Genomic DNA, 15,065 nt, shown 5'->3' with positions numbered 1-15,065 from the left:
AATTTTAGAATTGGATGGACACCATGCTTCGTCGTGCCGTCCAATTGCTCGTGGGTCTTCTGTTGTACGGTGTTGCGCTCGCCCTCATCGTCCGAGCGGCGATCGGCGTGGCCCCATGGGATGTGCTCACCCAGGGCATCTCGCTGAAGACGGGTTGGGGCTTCGGAGCGATCACCATCGGCGTCGGAGTGGTCGTACTGCTTCTGTGGATCCCGCTCAAACAGAAGCCAGGCGTCGGCACCGTGCTCAACGTGCTCCTCGTCGGACCCGCGGCGGATGTCGGACTGTGGCTCATCCCGGAGGACCTTGACCTGTGGCTGCGGATTCTGATGTTCCCGGCCGGACTGTTCGTCCTTGCCCTGGCCACTGGCCTGTACATCGGTGCGCGCTTCGGCGCCGGTCCACGCGACGGGTTGATGACTGGCATCCACGAGCGCACCGGCTGGCCGATCTGGGTCGGCCGCACCGGAGTCGAGATCTTCGTTCTCGCCGCCGGCTGGATCCTCGGAGGAAACGTCGGAGTCGGCACCGTCCTCTTCGCGCTGCTCGTCGGCCCGCTCTGTAACCTCACCATTCCCTGGTTCCACATCACCCTTTCTGGAGACGCCGCCCAGCGAGCCGGCGTTCCCGACGGACTCGAGGGTTCGGTGAAGCCGAGCGAACCGTTCGTGGACTCCCCCGCCAATTAGCCAAACGGGACCGTCGAGCGGAGAATCGCAAGGACGAACTTTTTCGAGGGGACCAGAATCATGCAAAGCATCACCGTGACCGAGCTCGCCAAGCTCCAGGGGGCCACCGTCGTCGACGTACGCGAGCCGGACGAGTTCGCCCAGGTTCGCGCCGCCGGCGCCGTGAGCATTCCGATGAGCCAGATCATCGACCGGATCAACGAACTCCCCGAGGACGAGACGATCTACCTGATCTGTGCTGTCGGCGGTCGCAGCGGCAAAGTCGCCGAATACCTGGAGACCCGCGACTTCGACGTCGTCAACGTCGACGGTGGCACATCCGCGTGGACGGACGCCGGCCTGCCCGTCGACCGCGACTGAGCCTGGTTCCTGAGTGTTCCTCGGGACCCCTTGATTCCTCCCTGAACGCGATATATCGTAAGTTCTCCAGTCGCGATATATCGCGACCTCGCATCGGCCTCTGGTCGGCAGGAGAAGGAAGAACAATGGCATTGGAAAAATGGGTCGTGCTCCCCGGGGAGTCACGCATCATCGACGTCGAGCTTGTCCGCAAGCTCAAGGTCGGCCTCATCGGCGGTCAGATCGACATTCTCGGCCACGATGAACAGTCGGCTCGCATCGAAGTCCATAGCGTCACAGGAAAAGACCTCAAGATTTCGATCGATGGAGACACCCTTGAAATCGACCACCCGCAGCTGGGCTGGGAGAACTTCCTCGACGTCTTCAAATCGTTCGGCCAGAACTCGGCCAAGGCGGAGATCAGCGTTCTCGTACCTCGCAGCGTCGCACTGACCTTCGGCATGGTGTCCGCGAACGCGCTCATCTCCGGGTTGAAGACCAGCGCCAAGTTGTCGACGGTCAACGGAGAACTGCAGGTCGAAGGCGTGACCGGCGACCTCGACCTCAACAGCGTTTCGGGCGAGATCAGCGTCCAGTCTCACATCGGGGCCATCAACGCCCACACCGTCTCCGGCGACATCACAGCATCGGGAAGCATCTCGAAGTTTTCGAGCGACGGCGTCTCAGGCGACGTCTTCGTCGACGCGCACGGCCACTGCGACCGCATCTCGACGAACACGGTCTCGGGCAACCTGACGGCCCGCCTGTCCCCGGACGTCGGCACCCGTTACGTCGTCAACACCGTGTCCGGCAGGCTGCAGCTCGACAATTCCGTCATCAAGGGCACTCGCGGTCGCGGGTTCAAGAGCACCACCGAGGGGGACGGCAACTTCTACACCGATGTGGTCGCCAACTCGGTCTCAGGCAACGTCACCGTGATCCGCCGTTCGAATCCAGCGTCAGCCGACACCGACGACGCTTTCTCGACGGGAGGCGTGGCATGAGCCCCGTCTTCAGCCATGGGAGCCTCCGCCTGTACCTGCTGAGCCTGCTCGCGGAAGGCCCCAAGCACGGCTACGAACTGATCCAGTCCCTCTCCGACCGTTTCGGAGGAACCTACTCACCGAGCGCCGGCACGATCTACCCCCGGCTGGCGAAGCTCGAGGAAGAGGGCCTCGTCTCGAAGGAAAGCGACGGCCGCAAAACCGTGTACTCGATTACGGAAGCCGGGCGCCGCGAACTCGACGGCCGCCAGGGCGACCTCGACGCCATCGAACTCGAACTCACGGACTCGGTCCGCCGGCTCGCCGACGACGTGCGCACAGGCGTCACGGATGCCATGCGCAGCCTCAAGGCGGACCTGGCGTCCGCAGCACGCCAGGCCACACAGGCGGCATCGAGCGCTCCGTTCGTCTCGACGGAAGAACCCGACTCCCGCACAACCAGCCGAATAGCCCTCCACGACGCTGACGTGGTGATCGCTCAGTTCCGGCAGCAGCTCCGCTCGGACCTTCGCCAGCAGGTGGCGACCGGCACGCTGACGGATGCCACGGTGCAGCAGTTGCGCGCCGACCTCGATCGCGTTCGTGACGGCATCCGGGCGGCGTTCGGAACGACGACGGAGTAAACAAGACCCGGACAAGACGAGCAGCACACCGGGGCGGGGATTCGAGAACGGGGCCCCGCCCTTGCTCTCGCCGTCGACGGCCGATCTGAGCGGGCCGCCATGCTAAGATCGAGGTTAGTCTTTATCGTTCCCTGGTGGGTGAAAACCATAGGGCGGATCTTCACCGCCCCGCTACTAATTCGTAAGGGGGTCTCGCATGGGGCGTGGCCGTCAGAAGGCAAAGCACACCAAGATCGCGCGTGAGCTTAAGTCATTCAGTCCTGATGTGAACTACGACGCGCTTGAGCGTGAGCTCACGGGTCATTCGCACGACGACGCTTACAGCGAGGAAGCGGCGAAGTGGTCGGAGTACACCGACGACTTCCCTGCGGGCGAGCCCAAACGGGCCTGATCTTGGTTACTGAACTCGTTCGTTACTGAGCTCGTTCGTTAGTGAGCTCGTCGACGTACGACGTCGCTTGGTCGCCGAGCCTGTCGGATGATAACTGAGCCTCAGTTGACGACGGTGATGACGACGACCCAGGTGATGGCTCCGATCACGGAAATCACCCCGGTGGCACCGGCGACAATCATCAGGAGTTCATCGCGTGCACCCTGGCGCACCTCGCTGAACGGGCTCGACAACCGCTCGGAATGTCGTGATATCAGGCTCATGTCGTCGTGCCTCCTCTACGGAAAGGGTGTCACGACCATGAAAAATGGGGGCAAAAGCCCGTCAAGCATTGACAAGGCAGTCCACAGCCGATACAGGCGGGAGACGCCTCTTCGTCAGGAAAGCTGGGTGCGCTCGACCCACTCGAGGTACTCCGGCGTGACTGTCCCGGTGACGTATTCCCCGGTGAAGCAGCTCATCTCGAGTTCGGTCACGTTCGAACCCTGAAGGATCGCCCGCTTCATGTCTTCGACCTCCTGGTAGATGAGTTGGTCGGCGCCGAGCTCCCGCGCGATCTCGGGGATCTTGCGGTTATGGGCGACCAGTTCCGAGCGGGACGGCATGTTGATGCCGTAGACGTGCGGGTAGCGAACGGGCGGCGCAGCGGAGGTGAAAGTGACCTTGTTCGCGCCGGCAGCGCGAGCCATGTCGACGATCTCCTTCGACGTTGTTCCCCGCACGATCGAGTCATCGACGATCAGAACGTTCTTGCCCGTGAATTCCATCGACATGGCGTTGAGCTTCTGCCGGACGCTCTTCTTGCGCTGCGCCTGACCGGGCATGATGAAGGTCCGGCCGACGTAACGGTTCTTGTAGAACCCTTCGCGGTATTCGATGCCGAGCTTCTGGGCCACCTGCATCGCCGCCGGGCGCGACGAATCCGGGATGGGCATGACCACATCGATGTCGCCCATCGGCGCGTGCTGGGCGATGGTGTCCGCGAGCCGGTCGCCGAGCCGAAGGCGAGCCTCGTAGACAGAGATCCCGTTCATCACCGAGTCGGGCCGGGCGAGGTAAACATACTCGAACGAGCACGGCACGAGTCGCGGGTTCTTCGCGCACTGACGGGAGTACATTTCGCCGGAGGTGGTGATGAAAATCGCCTCGCCGGGGGCCACCTCGCGCACGATGTCGTATCCGGCGCTCTCGAGCACGAGAGACTCTGACGTGACGATCCACTCGTCCCCCACCAGACCGGCGGAACGGCGGCCGAGAATGAGGGGGCGGATGCCGAACGGGTCGCGGAATGCGAGCAGCCCGTGACCGGCGATCATGGCGATCGCGGCGTACGAACCCTCGACCCGCTCGTGCACCTGCGACACGGCGGTGAACACCTGGTCCGGATCCAGCTCGAGACCGGTGATCTGCGACTGCAGTTCGGTGGCGAGCACATTGAGCAGCATCTCTGTGTCGCTCGTCGAGTTCACGTGACGGCGGTCGACGTGGAAGAGCTGGTTGGCCAGCTCACGGGTGTTGGTGAGGTTGCCGTTGTGCACGAGGATGATGCCGTATGGCGCGTTCACGTAGAACGGCTGGGCTTCCTGCTCGTTGTCGGCGACTCCCTTGGTGGCGTACCGCACGTGGCCGAGGCCCATCTTGCCCTGCAGCGACCTCATGTCGCGGGTGCGGAACGCCTCCCTGACCTGCCCCTTGGCCTTGTGGATGTGGAAGGTCGGGCCGTCGGCCGTCGCAATGCCCGTCGAATCCTGACCGCGATGCTGCAGCAGCAGCAAAGCGTCATAGACCTGCTGGTTGACCGGTTCCGGTGAGACGATGCCGACGATGCCGCACATACCTAGCGGGCTCCTTGCGTTGGGGTGATGTTAATGGGAGTAGCTTCCGACCAGGCGGACGGCTCCGCCGTCAACACCCTTCGCACCCTGTTCGAAACCGGTCAGGTCCCGAGACGTCGTGTGCACGGTTCCGACCTGCCAGGCGGGGATGCCGCCTGCCGTGAGGTCCGCCGCGATCGCGGTTGCGGCATCCGCCCGCACAACGGCGAAGAAGCCGATGCCGAGGTTCCAGGTGCCTTCGGCGCTTTCGAGCGTCGAGGAGGCGAGGTCGCTCAGCGCACGGAAGACGGGGGCGGGTGACCAGCTGCTGCGGTCGACTTCGACCCAGCTGCCGACGGGAAGTACCCGTGCCAGGTTGGCGGCGATGCCGCCGCCGGTGACGTGGGACAGCGAATGGACGGCGCCGGGGTGCTGCGCGATCAGGGCGAGGAGCGGCGAGGTGTACAGGCGGGTCGGCTCGAGGAGCACCTCGCCGACGACCCCGCCGAGCTCGGCGGAGGTGTCGGTGAAGTCGATACCTCGCTGAGCGAGGATGTGCCGCACGAGCGAGTAGCCGTTGGAGTGGAGCCCGGAGGACTCGAGCGCGATGACCGCGTCGCCGTCCTGGACGAGGTGGGCGCCGAGCAGGTCGTCTGCCTCGATCACTCCGGTTGCCGCACCGGCGACGTCGTAGTCATCGGGGCCGAGGAGGCCGGGGTGCTCGGCCGTCTCGCCGCCGACGAGGGCGGTGCCGGTCGCGGAGCAGGCGCGGGCGATTCCGGCCACGATGTCGGCGATGCGCTGCGGGACGACCTTGCCGCAGGCGATGTAGTCGGTCATGAAGAGCGGCTTCGCTCCGACCACGACGATGTCGTCGACGACCATCCCGACGAGGTCCTGGCCGATCGTGTCGTGCTTGTCGATGGCCTGCGCGATCGCGACCTTCGTGCCGACGCCGTCGGTTGATGTCGCAAGCAGCGGGCGCCTGAAGGAGGTGAGGAAGGACACGTCGAAGAGACCGGCGAATCCGCCGACGCCGCCCAGAACTTCGGGGCCGTGGGTGTTCGAGACCGCTGACTTCATCAGCGAGACGGCCAGGTCCCCGGCCGCCGTGTCAACACCGGCCTGCCGATAACTCGAGGAGGAGTCGTCGGCCGGGGAGTGTGTGCTCACGCTTTGCCCTCGTTCGTGGTGGGGGGAATCTGCGGGGGGTTTTGCTCGAGGGCCGGAGCGGATGCCGTGTCGATCGTTTCCGTCCCGGCGGGCGTCCCTGCGTCGGGGGCCTCATGCACGTCAACTCTATCCGCTTCGACGATGCGGCTTCTCCGGCTGCTTCTGCGGTCGAGAAGGATGGCGACCGTGAGGGCCAGGCCGATGCCGACCACGAGGCCGATGAGCAGCAGGAACCCGAAGATCTGAAGTTGCGAATACTCGGCGAACCCGTTCGCCCGCGCGTAGTCGAGATCCTGTGGAATCGCGACCGTGAGCACGAAGGCTGCGACCGCTCCGAGCAGCGCGCCGACGGTGGCGAAGTTGCCGTACTTCGGCGAGCGCCGGACCGCTACCTGCCGACGACCGGCTCGACCGACGGACGAGTCGGACGGTGCGGGAGGGGAGTCTGGCTCAGGACGCGCTGGCTCAGTGTTCATATCTCTATTGTCGCTTATGCGGACGGGTGTGGGTCCCGGGCGCGAGGCGAAGCCTCGCGAAAGGCGGCAGCCAGGTCTAAGGCGATCTGCGAAACGAGACGGCGACCCGCAACCACGCGCCCGGGCCGGCGCTCAACTAATACCCTGTGAGCATGATGAGCGAGACAACGAAGCCCGGCTTCCTCCCCGGATTCGGGATGGGCATCCGCCTCCTGGGCCGGGGGTTCCGGCTCTGGGTGACCTCGCCGCGACTGATGGTGATCGGCGCGATCCCGGGGCTGGTCACTCTCGTGATCATCGTCGCAGCGGCTGTGGTGCTGGCGCTCAACCTGGAGACCATTTCCACCTTCCTCACCCCGTTCGCTGACGGGTGGGACGCGGTGTACCGAACCGGCATTCGCCTGCTCGTCATGGTTGCCCTCGCCGGCGCCGGCCTGCTCATTTTTGTCTACAGCTACACAGCGATCACCCTGCTGATCGGCCAGCCCTTTTTCGAGAAGATCTCCGAGCGGGTGGAACAGTCGCTCGGTGGCGTTCCACAGGAGGTGGAAGCCCCACTCCTCGCCTCGATCGCCCGCGGAATCGGGGAATCGCTGCGGGTACTGCTCATCACCCTCGTGATTGGACTCGGCCTCTTTGTTCTCGGCTTCATCCCCCTCGTCGGCACGGTTCTCGCCTGGATCCTCGGGGCCATCACCGGCGGCTGGTTCCTGGCGCTCGAGCTCTCGACACCGGCATTTGAACGCCGCGGGCTCTCGCTCAAACAGCGCCGCGCTGCGCTCGGTGCCCGTCGCTCCACGACACTCGGGTTCGGCGTCGCCGTGTTCCTGCTCTTCCTTGTGCCGTTCGGGGCGCTTGTCACCATGCCAGCCGCCGTTGCGGGTGCGACGTTGCTGGCCCGACGGTCACTCGGAGAGACCGACCGCCTGCCGGCCCAGCCGGTCGCTCGGGGGCCGCAGCCCTGAGCGGCGTTCTTCGCCGATCGCCCGTTCACGCGTTCCGGACCGGGACACGCGGCACACCGGGTGTCTGCGTCCGCAACAGATGAAGTCGCGGCTGACGCGGCATCCGCATTCGGTGCATTCGCGGTCAGCGCGGCAGGCGCAGGACCGGGATGTGTCCGGTCAGGTCCGCGCGCTGCCCGGAGGCGGTGACGGCAGCGGATGACGCGGCGTCCGGCCACGACAGCGCACCGGTCGCGAGGGCAAGCCAGGTTTCGGCATCCGTCTCGATGACGTTCGGCGGGGTTCCGCGGGTGTGTCGTGGCCCTTCGATGCATTGAACGGCGCCGAACGGGGGCACACGAACCTCGAGCGTGTTGCCGCTCGACCGCTCGGCAAGCAACTGGAGGGTGTACCGCACGGCGGTCGCTATCTCGTCGCGCGACGCCGCCTCACGGACGGCGCGGTCGACCGCGTCGCGGCCGACGTCATCCGGAATACGGGCACGTGCCATGCGCTCTAGGCTAGTACGCGTGAAGATTCTTGTCCTCGGTTCGGGTGCGCGAGAGCACGCCATCATCCTGTCGCTCCTGAGTGAGGACGCCGGCCACGACGTCCGTGCGGCTCCTGGGAATGCGGGGATTGCGCAGGTTGCGACGACCGTCGATCTCGACCCGAACGACCCCGTCGCGGTGGCCAACTACGCCATCGCCGAGGCCATCGCCCTTGTCGTGATCGGGCCGGAGGCTCCGCTCGTCGCCGGTGTCGCCGACGAACTTCGAGAGCAGGGAATTCCCGTCTTCGGGCCGGGCCGTGCTGCCGCCGAACTTGAGGGCTCGAAGACTTTCGCCAAGCGCGTGATGGATGTCGCCGGCGTGCCCACCGGGCGTGCCCGCCGCGCCGGGACCCTGGCCGAGGCCGAGATCGCTCTCGACCTGTTCGGAGCCCCGTATGTCGTCAAAGCCGACGGCCTTGCCGCCGGCAAGGGCGTGCTCGTCACAACCGACCGCGATGCCGCCGTTGAACACGCCCGCACATATCTGGATCACGGCAGTGTTCTTGTCGAGGAGTTCCTCGATGGCCAGGAGGTCTCGCTGTTCTTCGTCAGCGACGGACACACCGTCGTGCCCCTGTCCCCCGCGCAGGACTACAAGCGCCTCACCGACGGCGACGAAGGTCCCAACACCGGTGGCATGGGCGCGTACTCGCCGTTGCCGTGGCTCGACGAGACGTTCGGCAGCGAGGGCGCTTTCGTCGCCGAGGTGCTCGAGACGATCGCGAAGCCCGTCGTCGCGCAGCTCGCCGAGGAGCAGACCCCCTTCATCGGGCTGCTCTACGCCGGCCTCATCCTCACATCCCGGCGGGAGGGTGCCGAGGACCGCGGCATCCGGGTCATCGAATTCAACGCGCGCTTCGGCGACCCGGAGACGCAGGTCGTGCTGCCGCGCCTCGAGTCGCCGCTCTCCGAGCTGCTCTACGCGGCCGCCACCGGCACCCTCGCGGACGGCGACCGCCCAACGTTCGCGCCGGCATCCGCCGTCACCGTCGTGCTGGCGAGCGAGAACTACCCCGGAACGCCGGTCACCGGGCGCCCGATCACCGGCCTCGCCGAAGCGGATGCCGTGCCCGGCGTCCACATCGCCCACGCGGCGACCGGAATCCGAGGCGACGACCTCGTCTCGACCGGCGGCCGGGTGCTCAGCGTGGTCGCGCTCGGCAACGACTTCACCGAGGCACGGGCGCGCGCCTACGAGGCGCTCGGCCACATCGCGCTCGCGGGCGCACAGCACCGGACGGACATCGCGGCGCGGGTCGCGAAGTAGCCGACCTCTCCGCGTCCAGCGGCGAGATGACGATCGCGCACCCAAAACGCCGAAAAGTCCCCGTTTTGGGTGCGCAACTGCCATTTCGCAGCGCTCCCGCGCCTCGGCGGAGACCGGCCAGCGTCGAGAGGCCCGATCCGGCGCGATAATGGACGGGTGAGCGCATCGACGAACCTGCCCGGCTGGACCCATCTCTACTCCGGCAAGGTTCGGGACCTGTACGAACGCGAGGGTGCGGCATCCGATGCTCTTCTCGTCGTCGCAAGCGACCGGGTCAGCGCATTCGACCACGTGCTCTCCCCCGGCATTCCGGGCAAGGGTGAGCTCCTCACCGCTCTGAGCCTGTGGTGGTTCGACCGGCTCGACATCCCGAACCACCTCCTCCCCGCCGACGAACAGGCAGGTGACGGCACCGCCGCCGAGGCCATCCCGACCGAGGTCGCCGGCCGCGCCATGCTCGTGCAGAAGCTCGACATGTTCCCGGTCGAATGCGTCGTGCGCGGTTACCTCACCGGCTCGGGCTGGAAGGAATACGTCGCATCGCGAAGCGTCTGCGGCATCCCGCTGCCCGACGGCCTCAACAACGGTGACCGCCTCCCCGAACCGCTCTACACGCCGGCGTACAAAGCGCCGATGGGTGAACACGACGAGAACATCTCGTTCGAAGCGAGCATCGAGCTGGTCGGCGAAGCGGATGCCACGGCACTGCGAGACGCGTCCCTCGCGATCTACGCGCAAGCGTCCGCCATCGCGGAGGAACGGGGAGTGATCCTCGCGGACACCAAGTTCGAGTTCGGCCGGAACCCGCACACCGGGGTGCTGACCCTCGGAGACGAGGTCCTCACCTCGGACTCCTCCCGGTACTGGGACGCCGACGTCTACGCCTCCGCCGCAACCGCCGAGGCCCGGATGGCGAGCTTCGACAAGCAGATCGTCCGCGACTGGCTCGCAGCGAACTGGGACCAGACCGGAACACCTCCTGAGCTCCCCGCCGAGATAGTTGAAAAGACAGCATCCCGCTACCGGGAATTGCTCGACCGCCTGACCGCGTAGTGTTCTGAGAGATGTCTGATCTCTCTCCCAACGACGCCCACGCCAATCGAGTCAAGTGGGAAAGCTTCTGGGTGTGTGTCGGCGTTGCCTGCCTCACCATTCTTGACCTTTCGAAGGTGAACGTCGGCTTGCCGTCGATCGAGGAATCGCTCGGCGGTGGTGCCACCGAACTGCAGCTCATCGTCGCCGGTTACGCATTGGCCTTCGGACTCGCGCTCGTCCCCTCGGGGCGTCTCGGTGACATCCGTTCGCGCCGCAACATGTTCCTCATCGGCCTGACCTCCTTCATGCTGGCGAGCCTGCTGTGCGCGATCGCGCCGACGATCGAGATCCTGGTGCTCGGCCGCATCCTGCAGGGCGTCGCCGCCGGCATCCAGATGCCGCAGGTACTCGGGCTGATCCAGCAACTGTTCCAGGGTCGTGAGCGCGGCAAGGCATTCGGGCTGTTCGGAGCCGTGATCGGTCTGTCGACGGCGTTCGGTCCAACCCTCGGCGGGCTGCTCATCGCCATCGGCGGACTCGAGAACGGCTGGCGGCTGCTGTTCTGGATGAACATTCCCCTCGGCCTCATCGCGATCTGGTTCGCGTGGCGGCTCCTGCCGAAGACACAGGTCCACGAGGCCGGGGTGAAGAACCTCGACGTCACCGGGATCCTCCTGCTCGGAGCAGCCACCTTCAGCCTGATGCTGCCCTTCGTTCTCACCACAGGAGGCCCGACCGACGATCCGCGGCGCTGGTTCTGGCTGGTCGGGTTCCTCGTGGCCGGTGCCGCCTTCGTCTGGTGGGAACGCCGCTACCTCCGCATCGGCAAGTCGCCCGTCGTGCACTTCGGGCTGCTCCGTCTCGCGTCGTACCGGAACGGCATCCTCATCGCGACGGCGTACTTCGCGGCGATCCCTGCCCTGTTCCTCATCGTCACGCTGTTCCTCCAGCAGGGCCTGGGACTCGAGGCCGTCTATGCCGGCATGGTGTCGATCCCCTTCGCGCTCGCCTCGGCTGTGACGTCGTGGCTCGGCGGTCGCCTCGTCAATACGCATGGCCGGCCCGTTGTCGTACTGGGTGTGGTGCTCGCCGGCATCGGCATCACTGCCACACTTCCCATCGTCGCATTCGCCGATGAAGAATGGATGCCGTGGCTTCTCGCGGCGGTCCTCACCATCGCTGGCGCGGGCGGCGGGTTCGTCATCTCGCCGAACCAGACCCTGACCCTTCAGGACGTCCCGGTCACCCAGGGCGGCGTCGCCGGTTCGGTGGCTCAGGTCGGCCAGCGCGTCGGCACAGCCATCGGTGTCGCCGTCGCCTCGAGCACCTTCTTTGCGACCCTGTACGCCGAGCAGGACCTCGACAACCCGGTGACGATCTACCGGGATGCTTACGAGCGCGGCACGGTGATCATCGTCGCGCTGCTCGCCGTCGCTTTGATCCTCAGCCTGCTCGACCTGCGGAAACGCGCGATCCCCGCCGGCTGAGTTGAAGCGCAGATGCCCGAAACCGCAGAAGGGTTCGGCGGTCGAGGTCCGAAAGAATTCTCCGGGTAGGGGAATGTTGTCGCTACAACTATAGTTATACCCATCATGAACTCGCTCGCAACCACAGACAAACTTGCCGCCGACACCGCCATGGGCCCGGTCACCCTCCTCGTGGCGGACCTCGATGCGATGACGACCTACTACACGGATGCCGTCACCCTCCGTGTGCTGTCGACCACCGAACACACCGTGACACTCGGCCGCGGGGGCGTCCCAGCCGTCATCCTCGAGCACGCCCCCGAACTCAAGCACGCCTCACCCGGATCGGCCGGCCTCTTCCACACCGCCATCGTCTTCGAGTCGAAGGCGGCACTCGCCGCCGCACTGTACTCGGTCGCCCGTAAAGCGCCGGGGACCTTCACCGGCAGCGCCGACCACCTCGTGAGCATCGCCTTCTACTTCACCGACCCCGAGGGCAACGGCGTCGAACTGTACTGGGACCGCGACCGCACCGAGTGGAGCTGGGTACACGGCCAGGTCGAAATGGCCACGCTGTACGTCGACCCGAACGAGTTCCTGTCACAGCACCTCACCGAGCAGGGCCAGACGACGCCAGACGACGAGTCCGTCTTCGGCGGCGCGCAGATCGGCCACGTCCACCTGTCCGTCGGTGACGTGGCATCCGCCCGCCAGTTCTACGTCAACACGCTCGGCTTCGACGCGACGACCTCGATGGGCAACCAGGCCCTCTTCGTCTCCGCCGGTGGATACCACCACCACATGGCGATGAACGTGTGGAACTCACGCGGTGCTGGCCCACGGATGCCCGCCCTCGGTCTCGGCCGCATCGACATCGTCGTTCCCGAGGCGGATTCCCTCGGCGAGCTGACCGAGCGCCTCACCCACCACAAGGTCCAGGTCCGCGACGACGGCCAGACCCTGAGCTTCGATGACCCGTGGGCGAACCTCATCCGCGTCCAGGCCACCGCCTCCTGACGTCTGACAACGCTGACGGGCGTCCCGTGATCGGACGCGCGACTCCTCGGCCCGTACCGCACTACCCCGTGCGGTGCGGGTCGAGTGCTATCCGCGGGTGCCTGCCGGTTGCGGCAAGCACGAGGGCCTCGTCGATCCGCTCGAGCGGCAGAGTCTCCCCCACGAGCTCCGCGAACGGGTAACTGTGCCAGGCGGATGCGAGGTAGTCGACCGCCTGCTCCAGGTGCCTGCCCGAGTAGTTGTGCACGCCCCGCAGCGTCAGGTGGTTCCGCACGAGGACCTCGGGGTCCAGGCCGATCTCGCCGCCGGGCGAGACACTGCCGACGAGCACCACGACGCCGCCGACACCGACGACCCGGAGTGCGGACCGCACGGCCACCGGCGACCCCGACATCTCGAGCACGATGAGGGGTTCAGCCGCTCCGGCCGTGGCCGCAGCGGCGAGCACACCCCCGATCCCGGTGACCGCGAGGTGCGCGACCGTCGGGTCTGCAACACCCGCCGCACCGAAATCGAGCGCAGCGCTCCGCCTGGCGGCGACAGGATCCGACACGATGACGTGGGCGCCGGCATCCGTCGCCATCGCGGTCGCCGTCAGGCCGAGCATGCCCGCACCGGTGATGAGGACGGTGGCACCCGAGAGAGCGACCGACGCGGATGCCGCCTCCAGCGCCGCGACGACGGTCGCGCTGGCGCAGGACGCCGGCGCAGCAACCTTCGCTGGCAGGTTCTCGTCGAGCAGCACCACCGTGGAACCGGCGCGCACCTGCACATGGCTCGCGAAACCGCCGCTGAGCTCCCAGCCTCGATGCACCCGGTCGTGCCCGTACTTCGCGAGCGATCGGCACTTCTGCGACAATCCGCGCTCACACCGATCACAGTGCCCGCAACTGACGGTGACCGACCAGACCACGCGCATGCCGGGGACCACAGGCACCCCAGACGACGCTGTCGCGCCCGCCCCGACAGCGACCACCCGGCCGACCTGCTCGTGGCCGAGAATCACCGGCGTCGCCGCGGTTCTGCGGCCGAGAACGGTGTGCACATCCGATCTGCAGACCGTCGCGAGTTCGACCTCGACGAGCAGCTCACCCGCGGCGAGCGAGACCCCCGGCACGGCGATCGGTTCGTGCGGGCGCCCCGCACCCTGCCACACCATGGCGAACGGTGACGGGCGGACGAGTACGTCCCGCCCCACTCCCATAACGAACTGTCGCGTCATTGCGATCTCCCCATCTCTCTCTCGTTTGCCCCCACGACGCCGGAGGCGTCGCATCCCTCGAAACCGAACTGCTCGCGCCCGCTACCGCAACCCGAGGACGGCAGGAAGATCGGCGATGCTGTTGAGAATCACGTCCGCACCCGCTTCCTCGAGAGTCGCCGCGTCGTGCGCCCCGGTCAGCACGCCGACCACGAGTCCGGCGCCGGCGGCAGAGCCTGACAGCATGTCGCTCGCCGTATCGCCGACGACGACGACCGCATCGACCCGGCTCACCGACGTGCGGAGAAGTGCCGTCAGGGGCAGATCCGGGAACGGTCTGCCCCTCCCCGCGTCAGCGGGCGACAGGGTCAGGTCGACGAGGTCGTTCCAGCCGAGAGCGTCGAGGAGAACATCCTGCGTGCCCCGGGAAAAGCCGGTGGTGAGGGCGATCTTGACTCCCGCCTCCCGCAATTCACGAAGCACATCCTCGGCACCGTCGATCGCCGCGACGCCTTCGGCGGCCGCGATCTCGCCGTAGGCCATCTCGAAAGCGTCGTTCGCCCGAACCGCATCCTCTTCGGTGTCGGCGAGGACTCGGAAGACGTCGATCTTCGACTGGCCCATCGTGGCGCGGACATAGGCGAGGGCGTCAGCGCGCTCGGCCTCGGTTCGGGTAATCCCGGAGCGTTCCGCGGCGAGCTGGAACGCTCGCTCAACCACACCGTCGTCTTTCACCGTCGTGCCGGCCATGTCGAGGACGACCAGTTCGATCTCGATGGTCTCGAGTTCTTCGTCGGCCAGTGCCGCGTCGCTGCGGCCGGCATCCTCGGTGTCGTCAAGGATGATGTCGTCGAAGGTTGTCATGATGCGCTCTCCTTCTGGCGGGCGCCACACCGATTGTGCGTGCCCCCTCCGGCAAGTCACGCTAGGCAGGCCAATCCAACAGCTCCCTCTCTTCCGGTTACGCGGAGGTGAACTGGCCGCGACGGCTCGACGTTGCCCTATCGAGCCCGGACCGCAGTTCTGCGCCGTCCGCTGTGAGTTGGTACTGTCGACCCCACCGAGAAGGAGGG

At 66.4% G+C, this 15,065-nt stretch carries 17 protein-coding genes; 10 read left to right on the top strand and 7 right to left on the bottom strand.

Translation table 11 applies throughout. The features are described 5' to 3' along the window. Nucleotides 1–14: 14 nt before the first annotated feature. The 5 genes from ACLQ62_RS11210 to ACLQ62_RS11190 all read left to right on the top strand — a co-directional run bounded on the left by ACLQ62_RS11210 (nt 15) and on the right by ACLQ62_RS11190 (nt 3,046). The gene (locus tag ACLQ62_RS11210; protein WP_411721718.1) at nt 15–689 is read left to right on the top strand and encodes a YczE/YyaS/YitT family protein; all 675 of its coding nucleotides are present in this window, start codon (nt 15–17) and stop codon (nt 687–689) included. Between the two features lie 60 nt (nt 690–749). Next, nucleotides 750–1,049 (top strand): rhodanese-like domain-containing protein, encoded by a 300-nt coding sequence (locus ACLQ62_RS11205; protein WP_411721717.1) that lies wholly within the window; start codon nt 750–752, stop codon nt 1,047–1,049. A 125-nt stretch (nt 1,050–1,174) separates the two neighbouring features. Then, nucleotides 1,175–2,032, top strand: a complete 858-nt coding sequence (locus ACLQ62_RS11200; protein WP_411721716.1) for a DUF4097 family beta strand repeat-containing protein — start codon at nt 1,175–1,177, stop codon at nt 2,030–2,032. Beyond that, complete coding sequence (locus ACLQ62_RS11195) at nt 2,029–2,655, top strand: PadR family transcriptional regulator (protein ID WP_411721715.1); 627 nt, start codon at nt 2,029–2,031, stop codon at nt 2,653–2,655. Before ACLQ62_RS11200 ends, ACLQ62_RS11195 begins: the two co-directional genes overlap by 4 nt. 196 nt (nt 2,656–2,851) lie before the next feature. After that, nucleotides 2,852–3,046: a DUF3073 domain-containing protein gene (locus tag ACLQ62_RS11190; RefSeq protein WP_411721714.1), complete on the top strand. Its 195-nt coding sequence runs from the start codon at nt 2,852–2,854 to the stop codon at nt 3,044–3,046. 101 nt (nt 3,047–3,147) lie between these two features. Here ACLQ62_RS11190 and ACLQ62_RS11185 read toward each other — a convergent pair whose 3' ends face one another. The 4 genes from ACLQ62_RS11185 to ACLQ62_RS11170 all read right to left on the bottom strand — a co-directional run bounded on the left by ACLQ62_RS11185 (nt 3,148) and on the right by ACLQ62_RS11170 (nt 6,509). Beyond that, entirely contained in the window at nt 3,148–3,309 is a 162-nt protein-coding gene (locus ACLQ62_RS11185) for a hypothetical protein (RefSeq protein ID WP_411721713.1), read from the bottom strand. Between the two features lie 114 nt (nt 3,310–3,423). Continuing rightward, complete coding sequence (gene purF / locus ACLQ62_RS11180) at nt 3,424–4,881, bottom strand: amidophosphoribosyltransferase (protein WP_411721712.1); 1,458 nt, start codon at nt 4,879–4,881, stop codon at nt 3,424–3,426. Between the two features lie 30 nt (nt 4,882–4,911). After that, nucleotides 4,912–6,033, bottom strand: coding sequence for a phosphoribosylformylglycinamidine cyclo-ligase (gene purM, locus ACLQ62_RS11175; protein ID WP_411721711.1), 1,122 nt, complete (start codon nt 6,031–6,033; stop codon nt 4,912–4,914). After that, nucleotides 6,030–6,509, bottom strand: a complete 480-nt coding sequence (locus ACLQ62_RS11170; protein ID WP_411721710.1) for a hypothetical protein — start codon at nt 6,507–6,509, stop codon at nt 6,030–6,032. Before ACLQ62_RS11170 ends, purM begins: the two co-directional genes overlap by 4 nt. Nucleotides 6,510–6,661: 152 nt before the next feature. On the opposite strand from ACLQ62_RS11170, the gene ACLQ62_RS11165 reads away from it, so the two are divergent. Then, nucleotides 6,662–7,474, top strand: coding sequence for an EI24 domain-containing protein (locus ACLQ62_RS11165; RefSeq protein WP_411721709.1), 813 nt, complete (start codon nt 6,662–6,664; stop codon nt 7,472–7,474). A 124-nt stretch (nt 7,475–7,598) separates the two neighbouring features. Here ACLQ62_RS11165 and ACLQ62_RS11160 read toward each other — a convergent pair whose 3' ends face one another. Next, nucleotides 7,599–7,964 (bottom strand): sterol carrier family protein, encoded by a 366-nt coding sequence (locus ACLQ62_RS11160; protein ID WP_411721708.1) that lies wholly within the window; start codon nt 7,962–7,964, stop codon nt 7,599–7,601. Between the two features lie 19 nt (nt 7,965–7,983). Between ACLQ62_RS11160 and purD the strand changes: the two genes are divergently transcribed. The 4 genes from purD (at nt 7,984) to ACLQ62_RS11140 (ending at nt 12,791) form a co-directional block, all read left to right on the top strand. Next, nucleotides 7,984–9,273, top strand: a complete 1,290-nt coding sequence (gene purD / locus ACLQ62_RS11155; protein ID WP_411721707.1) for a phosphoribosylamine--glycine ligase — start codon at nt 7,984–7,986, stop codon at nt 9,271–9,273. A 156-nt stretch (nt 9,274–9,429) separates the two neighbouring features. Beyond that, on the top strand, nt 9,430–10,326 hold the full coding sequence (locus ACLQ62_RS11150) for a phosphoribosylaminoimidazolesuccinocarboxamide synthase (RefSeq protein WP_411721706.1): 897 nt from the start codon (nt 9,430–9,432) through the stop codon (nt 10,324–10,326). Nucleotides 10,327–10,337: 11 nt separating this feature from the next. Beyond that, entirely contained in the window at nt 10,338–11,795 is a 1,458-nt protein-coding gene (locus ACLQ62_RS11145) for an MFS transporter (RefSeq protein WP_411721705.1), read from the top strand. A gap of 105 nt (nt 11,796–11,900) precedes the next feature. Then, nucleotides 11,901–12,791 carry a VOC family protein gene (locus ACLQ62_RS11140; protein ID WP_411721704.1) on the top strand — a complete coding sequence of 297 codons (891 nt, stop codon included), beginning with the start codon at nt 11,901–11,903 and terminating at the stop codon, nt 12,789–12,791. A 61-nt stretch (nt 12,792–12,852) separates the two neighbouring features. On the opposite strand, the gene ACLQ62_RS11135 is transcribed toward ACLQ62_RS11140, so the two are convergent. Then, the gene (locus tag ACLQ62_RS11135; protein WP_411721703.1) at nt 12,853–14,013 is read right to left on the bottom strand and encodes a zinc-binding dehydrogenase; all 1,161 of its coding nucleotides are present in this window, start codon (nt 14,011–14,013) and stop codon (nt 12,853–12,855) included. An 81-nt stretch (nt 14,014–14,094) separates the two neighbouring features. Continuing rightward, nucleotides 14,095–14,856 carry a phosphonatase-like hydrolase gene (locus ACLQ62_RS11130; RefSeq protein WP_411721702.1) on the bottom strand — a complete coding sequence of 254 codons (762 nt, stop codon included), beginning with the start codon at nt 14,854–14,856 and terminating at the stop codon, nt 14,095–14,097. Between the last annotated feature and the right edge of the window lie 209 nt (nt 14,857–15,065).

It is taken from the genome of Mycetocola sp., assembly GCF_046716805.1.
In the GTDB taxonomy this organism is placed as follows: Bacteria; Actinomycetota; Actinomycetes; order Actinomycetales; family Microbacteriaceae; genus Mycetocola_A.
Note: the sequence above shows the minus strand (reverse complement) of the source record. Positions and strands in the feature narration are given on the sequence as shown.

Bases quoted from the DNA above. Each gene is read 5' to 3' on its own strand.
- ACLQ62_RS11185 (WP_411721713.1), bottom strand. From the start codon at position 3,309: ATGAGCCTGATATCACGACATTCCGAGCGGTTGTCGAGCCCGTTCAGC.
- ACLQ62_RS11135 (WP_411721703.1), bottom strand. From the start codon at position 14,013: ATGACGCGACAGTTCGTTATGGGAGTGGGGCGGGACGTACTCGTCCGC.
- ACLQ62_RS11170 (WP_411721710.1), bottom strand. From the start codon at position 6,509: ATGAACACTGAGCCAGCGCGTCCTGAGCCAGACTCCCCTCCCGCACCG.
- ACLQ62_RS11140 (WP_411721704.1), top strand. From the start codon at position 11,901: ATGAACTCGCTCGCAACCACAGACAAACTTGCCGCCGACACCGCCATG.
- ACLQ62_RS11210 (WP_411721718.1), top strand. From the start codon at position 15: ATGGACACCATGCTTCGTCGTGCCGTCCAATTGCTCGTGGGTCTTCTG.
- purF (WP_411721712.1), bottom strand. From the start codon at position 4,881: ATGTGCGGCATCGTCGGCATCGTCTCACCGGAACCGGTCAACCAGCAG.
- ACLQ62_RS11190 (WP_411721714.1), top strand. From the start codon at position 2,852: ATGGGGCGTGGCCGTCAGAAGGCAAAGCACACCAAGATCGCGCGTGAG.
- ACLQ62_RS11205 (WP_411721717.1), top strand. From the start codon at position 750: ATGCAAAGCATCACCGTGACCGAGCTCGCCAAGCTCCAGGGGGCCACC.
- ACLQ62_RS11145 (WP_411721705.1), top strand. From the start codon at position 10,338: ATGTCTGATCTCTCTCCCAACGACGCCCACGCCAATCGAGTCAAGTGG.
- ACLQ62_RS11195 (WP_411721715.1), top strand. From the start codon at position 2,029: ATGAGCCCCGTCTTCAGCCATGGGAGCCTCCGCCTGTACCTGCTGAGC.
- ACLQ62_RS11130 (WP_411721702.1), bottom strand. From the start codon at position 14,856: ATGACAACCTTCGACGACATCATCCTTGACGACACCGAGGATGCCGGC.
- ACLQ62_RS11160 (WP_411721708.1), bottom strand. From the start codon at position 7,964: ATGGCACGTGCCCGTATTCCGGATGACGTCGGCCGCGACGCGGTCGAC.
- ACLQ62_RS11200 (WP_411721716.1), top strand. From the start codon at position 1,175: ATGGCATTGGAAAAATGGGTCGTGCTCCCCGGGGAGTCACGCATCATC.
- ACLQ62_RS11165 (WP_411721709.1), top strand. From the start codon at position 6,662: ATGATGAGCGAGACAACGAAGCCCGGCTTCCTCCCCGGATTCGGGATG.